Origin of the sequence: Limosilactobacillus vaginalis, from assembly GCF_025311515.1 — a bacterium.
Classification (GTDB): Bacteria; Bacillota; Bacilli; order Lactobacillales; family Lactobacillaceae; genus Limosilactobacillus; species Limosilactobacillus vaginalis.
This window is the reverse complement of record NZ_CP104399.1, coordinates 472,729-494,526: the sequence shown is the minus strand read 5'-3', so window position 1 is coordinate 494,526 and position 21,798 is coordinate 472,729. Positions and strand designations below refer to the sequence as shown.

The following is a 21,798-nucleotide window of genomic DNA, read 5'->3' as shown; positions in this document are numbered from 1 at the left end:
CCTTTCGACTAGTCATTATTAATTCTTTTGTGCGGCTTTTTTCTTGTCATCACTGGTTTGGAAAGATTTTGTAAACTCAGCAACAGCATTCTTTAAGTCGTCACCTTCTGGTAATTTACCAGTTGACTTAATCGTGTCATAAAGGTCTTGGTGATTAGCATGCATAAATGAAGCAAGTTCGCTTTCATAGCGTGGAACATCATCCACTGGAATTTGATCAACGAAACCGTTTGACAAAGCAAACAGCGTTACAACTTGTTGTTCAACAGGTTGTGGTTGGTGCAATCCTTGCTTCAGAAGTTCCATAGTGTGCTTACCACGTGATAACTTGGCTTGAGTTGCTTCATCCAAATCAGAACCGAATTGGGCAAATGAAGCTAATTCATTATATGATGCAATATCCAAACGCAATGTCCCGGCAACCTTCTTCATCGCCTTAACCTGGGCATCACCACCAACACGAGAAACTGATGTACCAGCATCAATGGCTGGACGTTGACCTGCATAGAATTCATCAGAGTTCAAGAAGATCTGTCCATCAGTAATTGAAATAACGTTGGTTGGAATGTAGGCAGAAACATCACCGGCTTGGGTTTGAATAATTGGTAATGCAGTCATTGACCCACCACCAAGGTCATCAGATAACCGTGCAGCACGTTCCAGTAACCGTGAGTGAGTATAGAAAATATCACCAGGGTAAGCTTCACGACCAGGAGGCCGACGAAGAATCAATGAAAGTTCACGGTAAGCATCGGCCTGCTTTGAAAGGTCATCATAAACAATCAAAACATCTTTGCCACCGTACATGAACTCTTCACCCATTGCAGCACCAGCATAAGGGGCAATGTAAAGCATTGGTGCAGGGTTAGAAGCACTAGCTGAAACAATAATTGTGTAGTCTAATGCACCGTAACGCCGCAAGGTTTCAACGTTTGCACGAACAGTTGATTCCTTTTGTCCAATAGCAACGTAAATACAAATTACGTCCTTGTCCTTTTGGTTAATGATGGTGTCCAATGCAATGGCAGTCTTACCGGTCTTCCGGTCACCAATGATCAACTCACGCTGACCACGACCAATTGGTACCAAGGCATCAATAACCTTAATACCTGTTTGCAATGGTTCACTAACACTCTTTCGCTCCATAACACCTGGAGCCTTCTTTTCAATTGGACGTGTCTTGTCAGTCTTGATTTCACCAAGTCCATCAATTGGTCGACCTAATGAATCTACTACCCGTCCTAACAATGCGTCACCGACGGGAACTTCCATGATTCGACCCGTCCGCTTAACGGTATCACCTTCACGGATGCCAGAAAAGTCTCCCAAAATAACGATACCAACATCGTTACTTTCGAGGTTTTGTGCCATTCCGTAAACACCGTTACTAAATTCGAGCAACTCACCAGCCATGGCATTTTCCAAGCCGTCGGCACGAGCAACACCATCACCAACGTAGGTAACAGTACCCGTTTCCTCGACAGATACTTTGTCTTGGTAGTTGGCAAGTTGTTTCTTGATGAGTGAACTGATTTCCTCAGTTTTAATGCTCATAAAGGTCTCACCTCTTCGAAATAAGATAATTTATCTAACTAGTAAACGACGAATCTGCTTAATCTTTGAACTTAAGCTACCATCCAATGTCTTATTGTTAAGATGAACAATAACTCCGCCCAAAATTTCGGGATCAACTTGTTCGTGAAGAACAACTTCCTTAGCTCCAAATCGTTGAGCTAGGTTAGCCTTAAGTTGATCACGTTGTTGTTTATCAAGTTGGATCGCTGTAACAACGTCAGCATGAACGCGTTTCATCTTAGCGTCATACCGTCGCTCAAACTCATCAATGATTGCAACTAGATCGTTAATCCGGCCATAATCAAAAGTCATTTGAATTAAATTTGAAACTGGTTGAGAAAAACCTTTCTTCAAATCATCAATAAGGGACTTCTTTTCACTGAGTGATAATTGAGCTCCTGATAAGACAGAAGCCAGTGCAGCGTTGTCCTCAAAGACTTGACGTAGAGCAGTCAATTCTTGATAAGTTTGATCGAGTGTATTGTCTTCATCGACCAACTCGAACAGTGCTTTCGCATAACGATTTGCAACTGTTTGCTTATCAAGACTCATGATCTACCAACCCTTCAATGTACGAATCGATCAATTCCTTTTGATCGTCCGCATTTAATTCTTTGTGGATGAGTTTGGAAGCAATCTCAATAGATAAGTTTGCAACGTCATCCTTTGCACCATTCAACGCATCACGACGAGCTTGCTTAGCATCTTCTTGTGCGCGTTGCTTAAGTGCTTGAGCGTCATTTTGTGCAGCTTCAACAATTTGAGTACGTTGAGCTTCACCAGACTTCTTGGCATTATTAACAATGTCAGCAGCTTCTTGGTGAGAGTTTTGTAACTCAGCTTGTCGTTTAGCAGCCATCTTTTCAGCGTTTTCACGTGATTTAGCAGCATTGTCAATATCACTAGCAATCTTATCTGCACGCTTTTTCATCATATCCGTAACTGGCTTCCAAGCAAAGTGCTTGATAAGCAACATCAGGATGATGAAGGTAACGATGTAGAATACCAAATCACCAACGTATAAGCTATTAGATTCAGCTAAAACACTGTTCACAAACATCTATTGACACCTCCTTGTTCTCTAAAATAAAAATTATTAATCAAAATAATTACTTGTTCATAACAAGGAAGCCGATAACAATAGCGATGATAGGCATGGCTTCAATCAAACCAACACCAATGAACATCGTTGCTTGTAATCTACTTTGTAATTCTGGTTGACGTGCGATACTGTCAACAGTATGTCCGATTAAGATACCATCACCAATACCACCACCGATAGCGGCACCCATAGCCGCGAGTCCTGCAGCAATTGCTCCTAATGCCATTTTTAAATTCCTCCTTAAGAGATAGATTATTATTCGGAAACCTTCCGAGAAATATAAACTGTCGTTAATGTTACAAAAACATATGCCTGAATTGAACCGATAAATACTGAGAATCCTTGCCAAAGCAACTCAAGTAAGAATCCTGGAATGATTGTTAAAGCACCGTGTGAGAAGGCAACCCCAGCAACCAGCTTTAATAGCAATTCACCAGCAAAAATGTTACCAAAGATCCGCAAACCCAAAGTTAAGAAGTTAGCCAATTCTTCAATGATATTGACTGGCAACATCAATGCAAATGGCTTTACATACCCCTTCAAGTAACCGCCAAGACCCTTATTTGCAATTCCTGCAAAGTGAGCCAGTGTAATTACCATCAGCGAGAATGTTAAAGTAACAACTGGATCCGCCGTTGGACTTCTAAGGATTTCTTGGTTATTCCAACTAAGATTGAAAATTAAGCCGAACTGGTTGGCAAAGAAGATGAAAATAAAAAGAACAAAGGCCAAAAAACTATAATGACCTGTCTCCTCATTTGGCATCTGACTGCGAACAATTCCGTTCGTGAAGTCGATTAGCCATTCCAAAACATTTTGTGCACCCTTTGGCTTCATTTGAATCTTTCGGGACATGCCAAATAATACAAAGAATACGATTGCATAAATAACAAGGCCTGAAATGATGTTGGTTGCGTTAAACGTTAAGCCAAGAAACTTAAAAGTAAAAGCATCACCGCCCATTCATATTTCACCTCTTTCCTTAATAACAATAATTTGGCTGTAAATTGGATGAACGTCGTATACTAATACGAACTAGCCCAATATACGAGTATTAATATATCATCATTTGAAGCAACATTCAAAAATATTTCTTGCTTTTTTAAGAAATAAACCGTTAACAAAGACCGTCCTAATTAGATTTCCTCCTTACAGATTCATTTCTAATCGTGATCCTTTAATCATCTTTTAATTAAAAAGCCAAGAGACAAAGAAAATATTTTTTCTTGCTTCTCGACCCATTAATCTAATTATTTAGTTTTATTAACTTTTTCGGAAATTTCTTTTTCGCTCCGCGCTTCTTGTGGAAGGATGAGGTTTAATGCAATTCCCAAAACAGCAGCAACTGCTAAGCCAGAGAATTGGTATTGTCCTAATTTTAAGTAGGCATTTCCAATTCCGATAACCAGAATTGCTGAAGCGATCATGAGGTTACGCTTCTTGTTGAAATCAATTTGGTCTTCAATCATTACTCGTAGACCACTGGATGCAATCACCCCAAAGAGAAGGAAGGAAATCCCACCAATAACTGGCATCGGAATCGTTTCAATTAAGGCACTTAACTTGCCAATAAAACTGAAGAAGATTGCAAACGCTGCGGCACCAGCAATAACATAGACAGATTGGACCTTAGTAATAGCGATAACACCAATGTTTTCACCATAACTGGTAACTGGAGGACCACCAACGAATCCAGCGATAATTGATGCAGTCCCATCCCCTGCTAAGGTGTGGTTTAATCCCGGATCCTTAAAGAAGTTCCGTTCTGTCAATTCGTTTAATACCATAATATGACCCAAGTGTTCCGTCATAGTTACAAACGCGATTGGCGCCATACTTAAAATTGCTCCCCAATAAAATTGTGGGTGGTAGTCGATAAACGGAACTTGGAACGCAGGCAGACTGAACCAGTGAGCTTTCTCTACTGGTGTAAAATCAACGATCCCAAACAAACATGCAACAATGTAGCCAAAGACAATCCCCATCAAAATTGGGATCAATCCCATGAACCCTTTAAAGTACATATTGAAAGCAATTGTCAGTAGCATTGTAATCATTGCAACTGCAAAGAATTTAAGATCGTACTTTCCCGTTACTGAATTAATTGTTGCATCCTTGGCTGCTGTACTAGCTAATGAAAGTCCAATAACAACAACTACAGGTCCAACGATAATTGGCGGCAAGATCTTATCAATCCAATCCGAACCAATTAAACTAACGATTATTGAAACAATCAGGTAAACACACCCAACGGCAACTGTCCCTTGTGCAATTCCTGGATAACCAGTCGACTTCATTAATGCCATCATTGGGACAACAAACGAGAAACTGGAACCCATATATGCCGGGATCTTGTGTTTCGTAATTAGAAGGTACATTAACGTACCAACACCGGAACTAAAAAGTGCAATGCCCGGGTTCAACCCAACAAGAATTGGCACCAGAACAGTGGAACCAAACATGGAAAACATGTGTTGGAGTGAAAGCCCAATCCATTGACCAGTTTTTGGCTTTTCATTAACGTCTAAAACGACATCGTCACGATGAGCCATGAATATTTCCCTCCCTAAAAAATAAAGCAGCTTTGAGTGAAGCCCCAAAGCTGCTTTAGTAAATATGCTACAACCATGTAGTGTTATTTCACCGCACCTTTGAGGCCTCACGGGACCTCTTTTAAAGGTTTTAATTTCAAAAAATATCTTACTTCGTTTCTACCGGTTTGTCAATGACCCGCTTTCGCCGTTTAACCATTACTAACGAAGTGATTGGAACAGTTAGCAGGACACCGAGAAACGAGATTAAGATTTCAATCAACTCGGCAATAAAGATCTTATTGTTAAAAATCATTCCAAATGAATAATGTAACCCTGCAAACCAAATAAAAAGAGAAAGGAAGCCACCAAAAAAGCCAAAGAAAAGGGTGTTCAATGTCGTTCCAATAATTTGACGGCCGATTTCCATTCCTCCCTCAACTAATCGTGGATTACTAATTTGAGGATGAGTTTCCAGAATTTCCGTCAACCCTGCGGAAATTGCCATCGCTGCTTCAGCAATCGCTCCTAATGTACTAATAACGATTGCGGTAACCGAAACTTTTAAATAACTAATTCCAATTAGGATCGACATTCCCTCAAGATCATCACTATCTTCAGTACCAAAGCCCTGAGCCATCGCCCAATGACTGACAAACAGAATAAGTAAAATCAGAATTGCTAAAACAATCAATGAGGCATAAAAGGCTGTCACTGTCGTTTTCAAATCATCTTCCCCCATAAAAATCGTGATTGCTAAAATCGTGATTCCTGTAGTCGCAGTAACAAACATTGGTGGGACGTGAAACTCAATCAAGACAATGGCAAAAAACAAGAAGCCAAAATTCAACAATAGACTAAGAAAGGATCGCCATCCCTGCTTACCGCCAACGAGAACCATCGAACACAGTAACACTATTCCTAATGCATAAATTGCACTCACTATCGGTTCCTCCTTCCTAGCAGTAAAGCGCCGAGGATACTAACTACCGGAACTGCCAACACAATTCCAATTCCGCTAACCAAGCTTTGCACCATTCCTAAACTCATATTCATGCTGAACGTATACCCCCATGAATTACCGTTCTTCAAGTAAAGTAAGCTATTCGTAAAGGTATCTGCCATAAAGATCAGAAAGAGGACATTTACTAACGGGCCCATGATCGATTTACCGACACTCCTTCCAGACATAAATAGCTGCAACCGTGTGACGGTCGGATCAATCCGTTTTAACTCAAATAATGTTGCTACAATATCACTTGATTCATCCATAACTGCACCTAATGATCCCAGTAAAATTTCCGCAATGAATAACGGTCGCGGTACTTGAGTCACGTACTGCATAGATTCATAGTAGACCCCCCGATTATGGGTAAGGTGAAGAACCAGGACACCAATTAAAATTGCAACTGTTGTTCCGATAACTGTTGCGCCTAACGTAGCGAGCATTTTTTTAGTTGGGCCAAGAACAAGTAAAAGACTAATAACGGTAAAAATTAAAGCTAACGTTGAAAAAATCAGCAGGACATGATTCCCCTGGTTATGAAGGTCTAGTGAAACTGCAAGTAAGAATAAAATAGTATTAATTACTACACTAATAAGCGCAAATGTCCCCGCTCTCCCCATCGTTAGCAGTAAAACGGTAATAACAAGCCAGCTTAAAAAGACAACTACTGTATCCCGTTTTGGCCCCGCTGGATTAGCTGATAATTTCCCATGGCTAGCTTTTAACTGAGAAAGAAATAACTGATCGCCAACCTTATATTGCTGATCCATTGGTTGCGAATCACTAAATGTGTTTTGAACCTTAACTTTATCCCCACGTCTTTTCCCGTTCATCAGGATTGTTGTAAGTTCCTGATTAGTTTGGTGATCAACATTTTTAAACTGGTCTTCAGTTCGCTGAGGCTTTTCATTAGTTACTCGCACAACCCGAGCAATTGGCTGTTGGTAAAGGCGCTGATTATGAGTAACAAAAAGCATTGCTGCAAGGCCACAAATAATCATCCCAATTAATAAGAATGTTTTCTGGCGTGACCACTGAATTGTCACGATTTTCACTTCCTCTTTTTTACAATCACCCAATATTTTACTATTCATTTAAAACAAAAAAAGAGCTGATAAAAATCTTATCTTTATCGTAAGCTCTTCACTATTAGTTACCTATTCGTTTTTTAGCCATTCTTCAACTAAATCGTGAACTTGGTTGGCGGTTTCGCACTTTGTCACTGCTTCATGGTATAACTTTTGGCATTCATTAATGTCAAGGTTTCTCATCATTGAGCGAGTACGTAAGATCGATGTTGCGCTCATCGAATATTCGTCCAATCCCATTCCCATTAAAAGAGGCAAAGCAAGACGATCGCCAGCCATTTCACCACACATTGCCACCGTTGTATTATGCTGGTGACCTGATTTAATAATGTGCTCAATTAATCTTAAAAATGGTGGATTCAGTGGTTGATAAAGGTAGGAAACTGATGCATTCCCCCGATCAGCCGCAAAACAGTATTGAATCAGATCGTTAGTTCCGATGCTAAAGAAGTCAACCTCCTTAGCTAATCGCTCTGCATATAATGCAGCCAGTGGAACCTCAATCATAATTCCTAATTTAATGTTTGCCCCAATATGTGGATAATCTTGGCGCAATTTTTCTCGTTCTTCATAGTAAATCTTCTTGGCTGCCTGGAGCTCTTCCAAAGTCGTAATCATTGGAAACATAATATTAACTTGACCAAACTGTGAAGCACGAATCAATGCTCGTAACTGGGTACGAAACATTTGTGGTCGATCTAATGAAATTCGAATTGCTCGATAGCCTAAAAACGGGTTCAATTCATGAGGGAGCGGCATAAAGGTCAGCGGTTTATCACCACCAATATCCAGAGTTCTTACTACTAGTGTCTTGCCCCCAAGACTTTCAACCGCATCCCGATATGCGCGAAACTGCTCCTCTTCAGTCGGTAAGTGTTCGCTCTTCATGTAAAGAAATTCAGTCCGGAAAAGGCCAATTTCATCTGCCCCATTATTAACGGCTGCCGGAATGTCATTTGACGACCCAATATTAGCGGAGATGGTTAACTGTTGACCATCCTTAGTAACTGAAGGACTATTGACTAACTTCGCCCACTGAAGCTTTTCCGCTGCATACTGACTTGCTAGTTGCTGATAATGCGCTACCTGCTGAGTAGTGGGTTCAACAATCGCTGTTCCCGAAAAACCATCAACAACCAGTCGCTCACCATTTTTTACCTGATGAGCAACCTTTTTACAACCAACAATTGCCGGAATTTGCAATGAACGAGCCATTATTGCAGCATGGCTGGTCCGACCGCCAACTTCAGTAACAATCCCTTTAACATACTTAGCATTCATTTGGGAAGTATCTGATGGTCCAATCATGTGAGCAACCACGATTACTGGATGGTCAAGCGTTTGCAGGTTAGGAAGTTGTTTTCCTTCAAGCTTTGCCAATACCTGATCCCGAATACTAGCAAAATCCGTTGCCCGCTCCTGCATGTACTTATTTCCCGTCATTGATTCAAATTCGTGAATAACCCGCGTAATTACTTCTTCAAAAGCCGTTTCCGCGTTAATCCGCTGACTTCGAATCCGAGTAACCACCTGATTAAACATTTCTGGATCATCTAGGATTTCAATATGAACATCAAAGATCGCAAGCTCATCTTTTGATAACTTTTTCGTGGCTGCTTTTTTTAGTGCTCTAAGATCATTACTAATTGCAAGCAAAGCATCTTTAAAGCGCTGAATTTCCGCAAATGGATCACTAATCCGACGCTTTTCAAAACTCAGATCTGGTTTATCTACAATGTATGCTGGCGCAATTCCGACACCATTACTAGCCGCTGTCCCTGTCATTTTTAAAGTCATTTCTATCTGCTTACCCTCTTTAAAGAAACCGGTTTACATCTATTATAGGAGAATCTTTTCTTAATGACCAGTTCAATAAATGCCCATTTAAATTTGAAGAAGAAACAAAAAGAGACCAAGAAAAAACTACTTTGCTTTTCTCGATCTCTTCCCATAATCAATAGTCTCTAACTTACCGAGTCTAATCAAATTTACTTAGTACCAAAGAGACGGTCACCAGCATCACCTAAACCTGGAACAATGTAACCGTCCTTATTTAAGTGATCATCAAGCCCGGCAGCGTAGATATCTACGTCTGGATAAGTTTCACGAACAGCTTTAACCCCTTCTGGAGCAGCAACTAAACATGCAAACTTCATGTTCTTTTCAGAACAGCCACGCTTCTTCAATGCTTCAATTGCCATCATTGCTGAACCACCAGTTGCTAACATTGGGTCAACAATGAATAATTGCCGTTCAGTAATGTCATTTGGTAGCTTTACAAAGTATTCGTGTGGCTTTAATGTCTCTTCGTCACGGTACATCCCGATAAAGCCAATCTTGGCAGCTGGAATCAAATCAGTCATTCCGTCAACCATTCCTAAGCCAGCACGAAGAATTGGGATAATTGCTACTTTCTTCCCTGCTAATTCCTTCTTAGTTGTCTTGGCGATTGGCGTTTCAACTTCAACATCCTTTAGCGGCATATCACGAGCAACTTCATATGCCATCAATGTTGAAATTTCCTTTACCGTTTCACGGAAAAACTTTGTTCCAACGTTCTTATCCCGAATCATTGTCAATTTGTGTTGAATCAATGGGTGATCCATCACTTCAAATTTACCCATGCCTAATACACTCCTTTGAATTTCTTCCCTATTTTACCAAAAAAAATGCCTATTTGATAAACAAATAGGCAACTTTTTTTATTTTGTTGCAAAATGTTCGCCACCAGCTGATTTATTTAACCGGTTCATGTATGCCCGACCAAGATCCTTTGCCGGGAATGCTTGGGTAACAATTGCCTTAACATTCGGTTGATCATCAAACTGTCGCAGACCATCAAATAGGCGCGCACTCGCATCAGCAACGTTCTTCCCCAATGAAAATTGAATTGCATTCATTGGCAGGGTTGCCTGTTGCAAAATCTTTTCTTCTGCCATCATTCCAACGTCAAACGGCTGTTGCTTAATCCAATCAACAACTTGTTTCCAGTCGGTTCCCTCATCAACAATGTAAACCTGAGCGTTAGGAGCGTAGTGCTTATACTTCATTCCTGGCGCCTTTGGGGTTTCATTTTTACCAACATGGTGGTGATTCAAATCAATTGAACCAATTACCTCTTCAATCTGATGCTTTGTGACCGCTCCGGGACGCAAAATAACAGGATGATCAGTTGACATATCAAGAACTGTTGACTCAACACCCACCCGAGTAGGGCCATTATCAATGATTCCCGCAATTTTCCCATGAAGATCATGATAAACGTGTTGAGCAGTTGTTGGACTAGGCTTCCCAGAAGTATTAGCTGACGGACCAACAATCGGTACTCCGGCCTTCTTAATCAAATCAAGTGTTGGTTGACAATCTGGAAAACGAAAAGCAACCGTTGAAAGACCACCAGTAACGGTCTTTGAGAGAACTCCCTTTTTAATATTTAGGATAATTGTAAGTGAGCCCGGCCAAAATTTTTTCATTAATTTTCGGGCATTATCCGGAATCACACTTGCATATCTCTCTACCATTTCAACTGAGGCAACATGAACGATTAGCGGGTTATCGCTTGGTCGTCCCTTTGCCAGATAGACATTTTTGACTGCCGCTTCGTTAGTTGCATCTGCTCCTAGTCCATAAACAGTTTCGGTAGGAAATGCAACTAGTTTACCGTCTTGAATGGCTTTAGCTGCTTGATTAATTTCATCTAAATGAAAAATCCTCGTATCCATTCTTTCTAATTTCCTCCTACATTTGAAAAATCCCATACGTGTATCATCCTCATCTTCCCAGCAACATCATGCCGTGGTTCAATCTGGGCAGTTCTATCTACCCGATGCAATAATTCTTGAATTACTTGTTCCTGATCAAAACCGGTTTCACCAAATAGCTGTCCTTGCAAAGTCAAATGACTAGCAATCGTTGAGAACAAACGATGATAAAAGCCTAGCCCGTTCTCATCGGCAAAGAGTGCTAATTCAGGTTCATACTTCAAAACTGACCTATCCATCAACGCAGTAGCATCATGAGAAATGTATGGCGGGTTAGTAACAATCAAATCATACTTTTCATTAGTCAGGTTAGCAAAAAGGTCGCTTTGCACCAGCCTTAAATTAAGGTTGAACCGCTGCATATTTTTTTGTGCAACCATCAAAGCAGCAGGTGAAACATCACTTAACGTAACATTCCACTGTGGACGCTCCAGAGCCAAGGTAATTCCAATTACCCCGCTTCCGGTTCCTAAATCAAGAACTTTTAATGGTGTAGATGTATTTTCCTTTAAAACCCAGTCAACTAACTCAGCAGTCTCAGCTTCCGGAATCAGGACATCATGATTAACCATGAATGTTCTTCCGTAAAACGGGGCACTCCCAACAATATACTGGGCAGGCTCCTCATTTAGCAAGCGCTTAATTGCCCCTTGAAACCATTGCCATTCATCACTTGGCATCAATTCGCGATTGTGAACCAGCAGGTGGGTATCATCCCAACCGTGACGCTCTTTTAAAAGAAATTGGGGTGAGCCAGGATCAATAGGGTGCCCGCTTAACTGTTCCTTTGCCCAGCGTTGCGCAGCAAAATAAGTTTGATTATTCATTCCGTAGTTGTTCCAATTTCTTCGTTTGGTCAGCAACGATTAATGCCTCGATAATCTCATCAAGATCACCTGACATAATTTTATCAAGCTTGTTTAAGGTCAAACCGATTCGGTGGTCCGTAACCCGGTTTTGTGGATAATTATACGTCCGAATTCGTTCAGAACGATCACCCGTTCCGATTGCGTCTTTTCGCTTAGCATCATACGCACTTTGCTCTTTTTGTTGGTAGTAGTCGTAAACCCGGGATTTCAAAATCCGCATAGCCTTGGCCCGGTTTTGCTGCTGTGACCGCTCATCCTGCATGGCAACAACGATTCCAGTTGGCAAGTGAGTCATCCGCACAGCTGATGAAGTCTTGTTAACGTGCTGACCACCTGCACCACTCGAACGATAAACATCAACCCGAATGTCTTTTGGATCAATATCAACGTCAACGTCTTCTGCTTCTGGCATTACTCCAACAGTAGCGGTAGAAGTATGGACCCGTCCGGCAGATTCAGTCACTGGTACCCGTTGAACCCGGTGCGCCCCGTTTTCAAATTTTAACTTTGAGTAAACCTTATCACCGGTAATCATCAAAGCAATTTCCTTAAAGCCACCGACTTCCGTTTCGCTCTTATCAACAACTTCAACCTTCCATCCCTGGTTTTCAGCATAGTGGAGGTACATGTTGTAAAGATCAGCCGCAAATAGGCTTGCTTCATCCCCACCAGCAGCACCACGGATTTCCATAATAATGTTTTTATCATCATTTGGATCCTTTGGAATCAAGAGGATCTCTAATTCTTTTTCCAATTTGGCCTGTTGATCCTTAGCGCTACTTAATTCATCTTTTGTTAATTCAGTCAGGTCAGGATCATCACTCTCACGTAATAGTTCCTCATCATCACTGATTGTCTGTGTTACCTTTTTATATTCATTATACTTTTCAACAGTCTCCCGTAAGCTCCCTTCTTCCTTAGAGAGCTTCATAAACCGCTGTGAATCAGCGATCACTTCAGGATCACTAATCAACTCATTTAATTCGTCATATCGATCAGCTACAGCTTGCAGCTTATCGAAAATTTCAGCCATTTCCATAGGTTACTTTTCTCCTTTTCCCTGTATTTTTGGATGGAAATAATGGTAACGACAAACTGGGTAATACGACTCATTACCACCAATTTGAACCTGCTCGCCTTCATAAACTGGTTGTCCATTATGAACCCGTAAATTCATCGTTGCCTTTTTTCCGCAGAACCAACAAATTGTTTTCATTTCTTCAATTTTGTCGGCATAAATTAGTAAGTACTTCGACCCCTCGAATAATTCATTTTTAAAATCATTCTTTAAGCCAAACGTCATTACCGGAATGTGAAGCTCGTCAACAATTTTGATTAACTGAAGAACATGTCTCTTCTTTAAGAATTGTGCCTCATCAATCAAAACGCAATAAATTTTTTCGTTCATTTGACAAACATAGTCATAAATATCCGTGTCAGCCATTACAGGTTGAACTTTCCGTGAAAGACCAATTCGACTTGCAATTACACCTCTTCCGGAACGGTCATCAACCCCGCTGGTTAACAAGACTACCTTTTTACCTTGTTCCTCATAGTTATGAGCAACCTTCAGGATATCAATAGACTTTCCGGAATTCATTGCGCCATACTTAAAAAATAGTTGCGCCACAATTCGCACTCCTTTTATACACATAGATAAATCTATTATATCTGAAAGCATTTTTCATTTAAATACTTAGCTAGTGAGTAATGGTTTCGTAATATTAATCCGAAACACTTTTCTTTTAATCAATTAAAGATTAAAATTAGTCGTAATCTAATTTCGGTGAAAGGATTTTTAATACATGTCATTACGCAGTTCATTTGCTGAAGCAGCCGGTCGTTCAAGCTACTGGTTCCTCCACACTTTTATGAATGGTGGGAGTTCATTACCCGGGAAATTAACATTAAAGCTTGACCCTAATATTCTGCAAGCATTCAGTAAAAAGTATGATTTAGTAATTGTTACTGGTACTAACGGGAAAACCCTAACCACATCTTTAAGCGTCCGGGTTCTCCGTGAAAAATACGACCAAGTATTAACCAACCCAACCGGTTCAAACATGGAACAAGGAATCGTTACTACCTTCATTACGGCACCACGGCCAAAGAAAAAGGGATTGGCAGTGCTTGAGGTTGATGAAGCAAACGTGGTAAAGGTTACTAAGTATATCACACCAATTGCTTTTATCTTTACTAACATTTTCCGTGATCAAATGGATCGATATGGGGAAATCTACACTACCTACCAAAAGATTCTTAACGGGGTTAAATTAGCACCAAAAGCAACAATTATTGCTAATGGTGATGAACAGTTATTTAATTCTCATGATTTACCCAATCCCATTATTTACTATGGGTTTAACCATGAACAACGGGAACCATTCGATGCACCTGCTAACACAGATGGCCTTCTCTGTCCCAAGTGTCAGCACATTCTAAAATACCGAATGCGAACTTACGCTAACCTCGGTGACTATTTCTGTCCTCATTGTGGCTTCAAACGACCAAAGCTGACTTATGCTGTCACAAAAATCGATCAGCTGACACCAACCAGTTCAACCTTTGAGCTTGACGGTGAGAAATACAAAATTGGAATTGGCGGTCTCTATAATATTTATAATGCCTTAGCTGCCTATGCGCTAGGAAGGTTTCTTGGAGTTAGCCAAGACCAAATTAAGGATGCCTTTGAATCTGATGAACGCGTCTTTGGTCGTCAAGAAGTCATTAATGTTGATGGTAAAGAGGTTACGTTAATTCTTGTTAAGAATCCGGTCGGGCTAAACCAGGTTCTTGATATGATTGAAACTGATCCCCAGCCTTTTAGCTTTGCCTTCCTCTTAAATGCTAACTATGCTGACGGGATTGATACTAGTTGGATTTGGGATGGCAATTTTGAAAAGCTGGTTCAGCATAATATTCCTCAATATATGACCGGTGGTGAGCGTTATAAAGATATCACCACCCGACTTACGATGGCCGGTGTCGATAACATGTGGCATGAGCCTGATCTAACTCACGTAATTGCTAAGATTAAAGAAATGCCGACGAAGCATGTCTATATCCTAGCTACTTACACTGCAGTCCTGCAATTACGAAAGCAACTGGCAGAAAAAGGCTACATTAAGGGAGGAATGGATTAATGACAAAATATCATCTTAATCTTGCACACCTGTACGGAAACCTGCTAAACACTTATAGCGACGTCGGTAACATTATTGCTTTGCGGTACTATGCTAAGCAGATGGACGCTGACATTACAGTTCAGGTTATCAGTATTGGTCAAGAGTTTGATCCAGCAAAGTTTGACCTTGCCCTTTTTGGAGGCGGTCAAGACTATGAACAATTCGTTGTTTCAAAGGATCTGCCAAATAAAAAGGCCGGGATTAAACAATTTATTGACGATCAAAAACCATTACTTGCAATCTGTGGTGGCTACCAACTGCTGGGCCAATATTATATTGGTGCCAATGGAGAAAAAATTCCGGGATTGAATATTCTCCCCCACTACACTCTTAGTCAGGATCACAACCGTTTTATTGGTAATATCACTATTAAAAACGAACAAACAGGTGACGAATACCATGGTTTTGAAAACCATAACGGAATGACCTTCTTAGGCGATGGCGAACGACCACTCGGTAAAGTAATCTCTGGTCACGGAAATAATGGTCAGGACAAAACTGAAGGAGCAATTTACAAAGAAGTTTATTGTTCTTACTTCCACGGACCAATTCTTACCCGGAACGGTGAAATTGCTAAGCACCTCTTATTAGCTGCTCTTCATAAGAAATACCCAAATGAAGATTTTAGTAAACAAGAACAGTTAGTAATTAAACCAACGTTTTAATACAAAAAAACAGGCCTTGCAGATGAAAATCGTCTGTAAGACCTGTTTTTTACGTTAGAAACTAATTCCACCACGAACAATCATTACCAGAGCTAAAATTCCTGCTACCCCAATTACCAATGCAATTACTTTTTCAAACCGCTTCATCTTCGGTGCTGCCGACAAATAGAGCGGGATCCCGAGTGCAAAGATAATTGCACTTGCAAAAGCATATTCAATTCCGGTAGCAAACAATGTGTAGATTGCATAGGCAGAAGCGATAATTGCAATCAGTTTAAAACCGAAACCGTAAGATTCCTTAATTGCTAGCTTAAGACCATATAGAGCCGATAACAGGTATGCCACTAGTGTAGTCGTTGCTGCAAGCGTATATGCAATTGTATAAGCCGTCTGTAGCTGTGGCAAAAGAAGCACCACCAAGATCAATTGCATAATTAACGTATAAACAATTAAGGCAAACCCGGGAACGTTATGCCGGTTAATAAGTTTGAAAGGTTTTGGCATGGCGTGGTCCATACTAGTAACGTAGGCAATTTCCGGACCAATCATAAACCAGCTTAGGAGAGCTCCCAATAGAGAAATCAGTAGCCCAACCTTGATAATTAACGCTCCCCAATTACCAATTACACTCTTACTCAATACGGTTGCTAATGGGACTGAAGAACTTCCTAACTCGTTCGCTGGAATGATTCCCATTGGCAGTAGTGATATTAGAACATATAAGCTCCAAACAATTACAAAACTAATCACCGTTGCCAAGCCAACTTCAGAATGCTTCTTTGCCCGTCGCGACATTGAAACGGCAGCCTCAATTCCAACGAAGCACCAGACAATCGTACTCATTGCCTGTCCTATTTGTTGAGAAATATTGGTTGAGTGGTGATTTGATGCTAAGACGTGTGTCCATTGGGCAACACTAAATACATGTGGTTGAAATAAAGTAATTCCAATAACAATTACTAAAATTAACGGTAATAATTTAGCAATTGTAATAACCGCGTTCAGAATACTAACTTCGCGAACACCACGCCAACCTATCCACGTATAGATCCACAAAATGACAGAGCCGCCGATAAAGCAGCCAAATGGCGATAGCGGATGCGGCAACATACTATTTAAGGTCTTAAAGAACAATGAGATAAAGGCAATATTGCCAAAAATTGATCCCAACCAATAACCCCAAAACGAGTTAAAACCAACGTAATTTCCAAAGCCTTCCTTAGCGTATGTATAAATTCCACCATCAAGTTCAGGCTTAACAAGTGCTAGCTTATAGAAGACTAGCGCTAACATTAAAATCCCAAAGCCACCAATTAACCACGCAATTAGCGCTGTCAACGGATTTGCTTTTAAAATAAGGTCGGTGGGACTATTAAAAATTCCACCGCCGATTATTGTACCAACAATTAAGGTGATTAAGAGGAACAGATTTAACTTCTTTTCCTTCACCTTAATCACCTCGCTTGTTTTTTATTCAATTATTATACCACATTAACCCACAGTGATTGTACCATTAGCAACAAGCCAAATAGCAACAACACTAAGTACAAGAATTAATACCATAACCCACTTTTCAGCAGCGCTCATCTTGTGGTCGTTTTCACGGCAGGCAAGGTAGTAGATGATGAATCCAGGGATGAAACTGATGGAAACAAGTAAAACTTCTTGCCAACCAGCCAAGAACATGCATGCAAACATGAATGCGGCTGAAAGTAAACCAATGGTGAATTGACCCCATTCTTTATGTTCTGAACTGTACTTCATTTGGTAAAGACCAACGAATAAGTATGAGAACAGGATAGCAGCAGAACAAAGTGAGTAAGCAAATTCATATGCCTTATCAGTGAAAAGCAATGAGAAGAGGAAGATGGTTTGCAATACGGCAGTAATCATCAAGGAAGCAGTAGGTGCGTTCTTTGAGTTAACCTTTCCCCAAACCTTTGGCATTGCCTTATCTTCAGCAACCAGCATTGTAGTTTCGGCTGGAAGCATCGTCCATGATAACCATGAAACAATGGTTGAAATAATCAAACCAACGTTAATCAGAATTGAACCCCAAGTACCAACAGTTGCTTGAAGAACGTGACCAATAGCAGGTTGACCCATTGAAGCCAATTGTGCACGAGTCAAAGCACCATAAGGCAAAATAGAAATCAAAACATAGATAACAACTAAGGTTACAAAAGCAATGATTGATGCTTGTTGAGCAGCAGAACGTGACTTAGCACGGTGGGCCATAACAGAAGCACCTTCAACACCGATAAATACCCAAATCAGAGTCATCAATGTTCCTTGCATTTGTGACCAAACAGAACCAGTAGTAGTTCCCTTTGAAGCATTGTTAGCAACACGGCCCCAGAAGTCTGCAGTAAACATTCCAGCCTTGAAGCAAACAACCATAATAACGATGAAGATAACAAGTGGTAAGACCTTGCAGATTGTCCCAATCATGTTTACGAAGGACGCACTTTCCACACCATTGTTAACAAGGATTGTCAAAAGCCAGCAGAAAACAATTGCAACAATAATTGATGGTAGGTTTTGACCACCCTTAAAGATTGGGAAGAAAGTACCAATTGAACTCATCAACATTGTCGCGAAGGCAATGTTACCAAGCCATGCAGATAACCAGTATGACCAACCGGAAATAAATTCACCCATTGGTCCGAAACCAGCACCAGCGTATGAGAAGATCCCAGCAGTTAAGTCAGGACGCTTTTCAGATAAGTTGTTCAATGAGAGAACAAGCATTAAGAATCCAATACCAACGAAGATCCATGCTAATAGAGCAGGGCCTGGAGCGGCAGCAGCAGCAACGTCACTGGTAATACCGAAGATACCAGTACCAATACAGGAACTAACAATAAGGGCAATTAATTCGCCTTTACCGATCCCTTTCTTTTCATTTTCCATCTTTACACCCCTTTTAGTCTAAATGTGAGCTAATGTGCTTCATTATTAAATTGTAAATTGCACGCGCATCATTATTATTTTTACTAATAATAATTAACGTATCATTCCCCGCAATTGTTCCAACAACTTCAGGAATATCCAGTTCGTCAAACATCCCACCGAGGATCGTTGCGTAACTAGAATTCAAGGCCGTTTTTACAACATTAATAAATTGCACGGTTTCAATCGTTCGAACGTTCTCACGAATTCCCGTATACAATCTACTGAAATCATGCTCCGGCGTTAATTGTAGCTGGACATAGTAGGTATGACCTTCACCATCATTAGCCTTAACAATATTGAGCGCATGAATATCACGAGAAATCGTCGCTTGGGTGGTTTCGATCCCCTGTTGGGTTAATAAATCCAACAATTCATCCTGGGTTTCGATTTTGTGATCACTGACTAACTGTTCGATCACCTTTCGTCGCGCCTTACGATTCATTCACGTTCACCCCTAATCACAATTTAACAAAATAATTATACAACAATGTCGTTTCAGTACAATAAAAGCAGCAAGAAACACCGCTAACTGAATCATTATTCAGCATCCAAGTGTATTTGCTGCTTTCAAACTAACTAGTTTTTAAGATCTTCACGTACAATTGGGCAGGACATGCAACGTGGACCACCACGACCACGAGACAATTCACTTGAACGAACCTCATGAACGAGAATTCCGTGCTTCCGCAGCAAATCATTAGATACATAGTTACGGTCGTAAGTAACAACCTCACCTGGTGCAATTGTTAACGTGTTAGAACCATCGTTCCATTGTTCACGTGGAGCAACGATTGGATCACCGTTACCAGTAGGGATCAAGTCAATTTCAGGCTTGTCCAATACTTCTTCAAGAACCTTTTGAAGGTCTGTGCGGTGTTGGATTTCAATTTCGCCATCCTTACCTGGGTGGAGAATGTAAGTATCAATCTTACCACCATCCAAGATTTGCGGATGAACAGTAAATTGATCGTAATTAATCATTGTGAAGACTGTGTCAAGGTGCATCATAGCATGGTTGTGTGGAATGTGGATAGCAACAACAGTGTCGTAGTTAGAATCCTTGAATAAGTTCCGTGCGATGTCCATGATTGCATCTGCTGAAGTACGTTGAGAAATACCAATAGCAAATACGTGGTCGGAAAGAACTAATTCATCCCCACCTTCGATCCGAGTGCCATGGTAACGGTCACGCCATACATGAACACCCTTGTTAGCGAACCGAGGGTTGTGCTTAATAATGTATTCAGTGAACAGTGATTCACGTTGACGAGCCTTAAATGTCATGTGGTTAATAGTAATACCATCACCAATTGAGGCTTGTGGGTCACGAGTGAAGTATGCGTTTGGCATTGGATCCATGAAGAATGGGTAATCTGCATCTTCAGCCATTTCAGCAAGTGAAACGAACTTAGTGTGGATCTCATCCTTCCGTACCCCAGCAATAATCTTATCAACCATTGCTTGAGTATCCATGCTAAGCAAGTATTCCTTCAAAGCGTCATGAACAGCACCAGCAGCGTGGCCAGATTCTGCTAACATTTTTTCAAGGAATTCATTCTTTACTTGATCATCTGCTAAAGCTTCAGCTGCCAACTTAGCGAAGTAAAGTACTTCGATTCCTTGGTCCTTTAAAGTCTTAGCAAAGTAATCATGTTCTTCTTGTGCGATTGGCAGGTATGGAATGTCATCAACAAGCATCCGGTGAAGAATGTCTGGGTAGACATTTTCAATTTCATGACCGGGTCGATGAAGCATAACTGTCTTAAGCTTACCAATTTCAGATGTTACGTGAATTGGGCTTTGCATATACACTCACTCCTTTTGTGTGCTTTCATTTGATTACGTGTATATAATAACCAGTTTTGAAACCGTTGTCAAATCCCGTTTTTACGCAGATTTGTGCAATTTTACTATTAGATGAATTTTAGTCAAAATTATACAATTTTATATACAGTTGAGACAGTGAAAATGAATATTCCGTTCGTTAATTTTGCATAAAATTGAATAATAATTTCACAAAGTTTTTTACATACTTGATTATGCATTTTCCTTTTCGTGAAGATAAGTAGCATAAAGTTGGTCACGAGCCTGCAAGTAAGCATTATTTTGAGCAGTAGGATGAACTCGATTTGTTAAAACAATCATCCCCTGATCTTCTTCTCGGTCAAGGATTAACCAAGTTCCCGTAAAGCCGGTATGGCTAATAATGCAATGACGATCATTAACCGCGTGAAGAAGCTTCCACCCTAACGAACGGCTGTGTTCTCCCGGGATCAACGTCTGGTCCTTAAAGAGTTGGTCAACCATCCAATCATCCAATAGGCCATTAAGGTTAGTCTCGATCAACGCGTGACTATAAAGCAGCAAGTCATCCAAAGTTGAAAACATCCCAGCACACCCACATTCAGCTCCCAAAACATATGCCTTCGGATCATGAGCAGTTCCGCGAATTAGCCCTCGTTTTGCCTGCACTTCAGTTGGGACACTATTTGCGGCAAGCGGCTCAAATGTTGTTTCTTTCATTCTTAGCGGATCTAATACCTGGCTTTGGATTAGCGACTGAATTGACTGTCCATAAATTTTTTCCGCAATCCAACCAAGGTAAAGGAAATTAACATCAGCATACCTAATTTGGCGATTTAGGCTGGAATCAACGTGTTGTTGTGTTAAGTATGCCTGTTTCAGCTCCTTTGCCGTTAACTCATCACGATGCGGAATATACCCGCAAATTCCCGAAGTATGTGTTAAGAGGTTCTGGATAGTCGGTCGAGAATCCTTGAATTCAGGTAAATACTTTTGCACTGGATCGGTCAGCTTGAGTTTCCCCGCTTGAATCGCAATTGCAATCACCGGAACAGTACCAATCACTTTCGTTAACGAGGCTAAATCATATTGCATTTTTGCCCGTAACGGTTCTTTCTTCGGCTGTATTTCTGCATAGCCTTTCACTTCTCGATATTCTATTCCGTGATCAAAAAGTGCGTAGCTGATTCCAGGGACAATCCCTTGTTCAACCAACCTATTCAGTCCAGCAATTGTTTCTCGATATTGCTTTTTCATT

Annotated in this window: 21 protein-coding genes; 2 read left to right on the top strand and 19 right to left on the bottom strand. The window is 40.6% G+C overall.

The genetic code is table 11. The annotated features are described in order from the left end of the window. Positions 1–18: 18 nt before the first annotated feature. From atpA to N4627_RS02200, 14 genes are all read right to left on the bottom strand, one after another. The gene (atpA, locus tag N4627_RS02265; protein WP_124031556.1) at positions 19–1,554 is read right to left on the bottom strand and encodes a F0F1 ATP synthase subunit alpha; all 1,536 of its coding nucleotides are present in this window, start codon (positions 1,552–1,554) and stop codon (positions 19–21) included. A 30-nt stretch (positions 1,555–1,584) separates the two neighbouring features. After that, on the bottom strand, positions 1,585–2,127 hold the full coding sequence (gene atpH, locus N4627_RS02260) for an ATP synthase F1 subunit delta (RefSeq protein ID WP_260964897.1): 543 nt from the start codon (positions 2,125–2,127) through the stop codon (positions 1,585–1,587). Further along, entirely contained in the window at positions 2,117–2,635 is a 519-nt protein-coding gene (atpF, locus tag N4627_RS02255) for a F0F1 ATP synthase subunit B (RefSeq protein ID WP_003717664.1), read from the bottom strand. The genes atpH and atpF overlap by 11 nt, the downstream gene beginning before the upstream one ends. A gap of 49 nt (positions 2,636–2,684) precedes the next feature. Next, on the bottom strand, positions 2,685–2,903 hold the full coding sequence (gene atpE / locus N4627_RS02250; RefSeq protein ID WP_003666561.1) for a F0F1 ATP synthase subunit C: 219 nt from the start codon (positions 2,901–2,903) through the stop codon (positions 2,685–2,687). Positions 2,904–2,932: 29 nt separating this feature from the next. Beyond that, entirely contained in the window at positions 2,933–3,640 is a 708-nt protein-coding gene (atpB, locus tag N4627_RS02245; RefSeq protein WP_003717663.1) for a F0F1 ATP synthase subunit A, read from the bottom strand. 287 nt (positions 3,641–3,927) lie between these two features. Then, the gene (locus N4627_RS02240; protein WP_040531632.1) at positions 3,928–5,229 is read right to left on the bottom strand and encodes a solute carrier family 23 protein; all 1,302 of its coding nucleotides are present in this window, start codon (positions 5,227–5,229) and stop codon (positions 3,928–3,930) included. Positions 5,230–5,377: 148 nt separating this feature from the next. Then, positions 5,378–6,151, bottom strand: coding sequence for a YibE/F family protein (locus N4627_RS02235; protein WP_098044681.1), 774 nt, complete (start codon positions 6,149–6,151; stop codon positions 5,378–5,380). Then, the gene (locus N4627_RS02230; RefSeq protein WP_040531726.1) at positions 6,151–7,263 is read right to left on the bottom strand and encodes a YibE/F family protein; all 1,113 of its coding nucleotides are present in this window, start codon (positions 7,261–7,263) and stop codon (positions 6,151–6,153) included. The genes N4627_RS02235 and N4627_RS02230 overlap by 1 nt, the downstream gene beginning before the upstream one ends. Before the next feature lie 108 nt (positions 7,264–7,371). After that, positions 7,372–9,099, bottom strand: coding sequence for a phosphoenolpyruvate--protein phosphotransferase (gene ptsP / locus N4627_RS02225; protein WP_003717659.1), 1,728 nt, complete (start codon positions 9,097–9,099; stop codon positions 7,372–7,374). A 191-nt stretch (positions 9,100–9,290) separates the two neighbouring features. Beyond that, the gene (upp, locus tag N4627_RS02220; protein WP_003717658.1) at positions 9,291–9,926 is read right to left on the bottom strand and encodes a uracil phosphoribosyltransferase; all 636 of its coding nucleotides are present in this window, start codon (positions 9,924–9,926) and stop codon (positions 9,291–9,293) included. A gap of 78 nt (positions 9,927–10,004) precedes the next feature. After that, a complete protein-coding gene (locus N4627_RS02215; protein WP_040531629.1) occupies positions 10,005–11,024 on the bottom strand; it encodes an L-threonylcarbamoyladenylate synthase in 1,020 nt (339 codons plus the stop codon). 5 nt (positions 11,025–11,029) lie between these two features. Continuing rightward, positions 11,030–11,890 carry a peptide chain release factor N(5)-glutamine methyltransferase gene (gene prmC / locus N4627_RS02210; protein ID WP_260964896.1) on the bottom strand — a complete coding sequence of 287 codons (861 nt, stop codon included), beginning with the start codon at positions 11,888–11,890 and terminating at the stop codon, positions 11,030–11,032. Further along, positions 11,883–12,965: a peptide chain release factor 1 gene (prfA, locus tag N4627_RS02205; RefSeq protein ID WP_178696161.1), complete on the bottom strand. Its 1,083-nt coding sequence runs from the start codon at positions 12,963–12,965 to the stop codon at positions 11,883–11,885. Before prfA ends, prmC begins: the two co-directional genes overlap by 8 nt. A gap of 9 nt (positions 12,966–12,974) precedes the next feature. Beyond that, positions 12,975–13,562, bottom strand: a complete 588-nt coding sequence (locus N4627_RS02200) for a thymidine kinase (protein WP_040531627.1) — start codon at positions 13,560–13,562, stop codon at positions 12,975–12,977. 175 nt (positions 13,563–13,737) lie between these two features. Here N4627_RS02200 and N4627_RS02195 point away from each other — a divergent pair, with 175 nt between their 5' ends. Together N4627_RS02195 and N4627_RS02190 are read left to right on the top strand one after the other, a co-directional pair. Continuing rightward, complete coding sequence (locus N4627_RS02195) at positions 13,738–15,075, top strand: Mur ligase family protein (RefSeq protein WP_003717653.1); 1,338 nt, start codon at positions 13,738–13,740, stop codon at positions 15,073–15,075. Further along, positions 15,075–15,782, top strand: a complete 708-nt coding sequence (locus N4627_RS02190) for a type 1 glutamine amidotransferase (RefSeq protein WP_003717652.1) — start codon at positions 15,075–15,077, stop codon at positions 15,780–15,782. Before N4627_RS02195 ends, N4627_RS02190 begins: the two co-directional genes overlap by 1 nt. A 54-nt stretch (positions 15,783–15,836) precedes the next feature. Here N4627_RS02190 and N4627_RS02185 read toward each other — a convergent pair whose 3' ends face one another. From N4627_RS02185 to N4627_RS02165, 5 genes are all read right to left on the bottom strand, one after another. Continuing rightward, complete coding sequence (locus N4627_RS02185; RefSeq protein ID WP_225415968.1) at positions 15,837–17,231, bottom strand: amino acid permease; 1,395 nt, start codon at positions 17,229–17,231, stop codon at positions 15,837–15,839. A gap of 42 nt (positions 17,232–17,273) precedes the next feature. Beyond that, the gene (locus N4627_RS02180; RefSeq protein ID WP_260964895.1) at positions 17,274–18,695 is read right to left on the bottom strand and encodes a basic amino acid/polyamine antiporter; all 1,422 of its coding nucleotides are present in this window, start codon (positions 18,693–18,695) and stop codon (positions 17,274–17,276) included. Between the two features lie 13 nt (positions 18,696–18,708). Then, on the bottom strand, positions 18,709–19,179 hold the full coding sequence (locus N4627_RS02175) for an arginine repressor (protein ID WP_003717649.1): 471 nt from the start codon (positions 19,177–19,179) through the stop codon (positions 18,709–18,711). 134 nt (positions 19,180–19,313) lie between these two features. Then, positions 19,314–20,543 (bottom strand): arginine deiminase, encoded by a 1,230-nt coding sequence (gene arcA, locus N4627_RS02170; RefSeq protein WP_260964894.1) that lies wholly within the window; start codon positions 20,541–20,543, stop codon positions 19,314–19,316. A gap of 231 nt (positions 20,544–20,774) precedes the next feature. After that, positions 20,775–21,797: a serine hydrolase domain-containing protein gene (locus N4627_RS02165; RefSeq protein ID WP_260964893.1), complete on the bottom strand. Its 1,023-nt coding sequence runs from the start codon at positions 21,795–21,797 to the stop codon at positions 20,775–20,777. Between the last annotated feature and the right edge of the window lies 1 nt (position 21,798).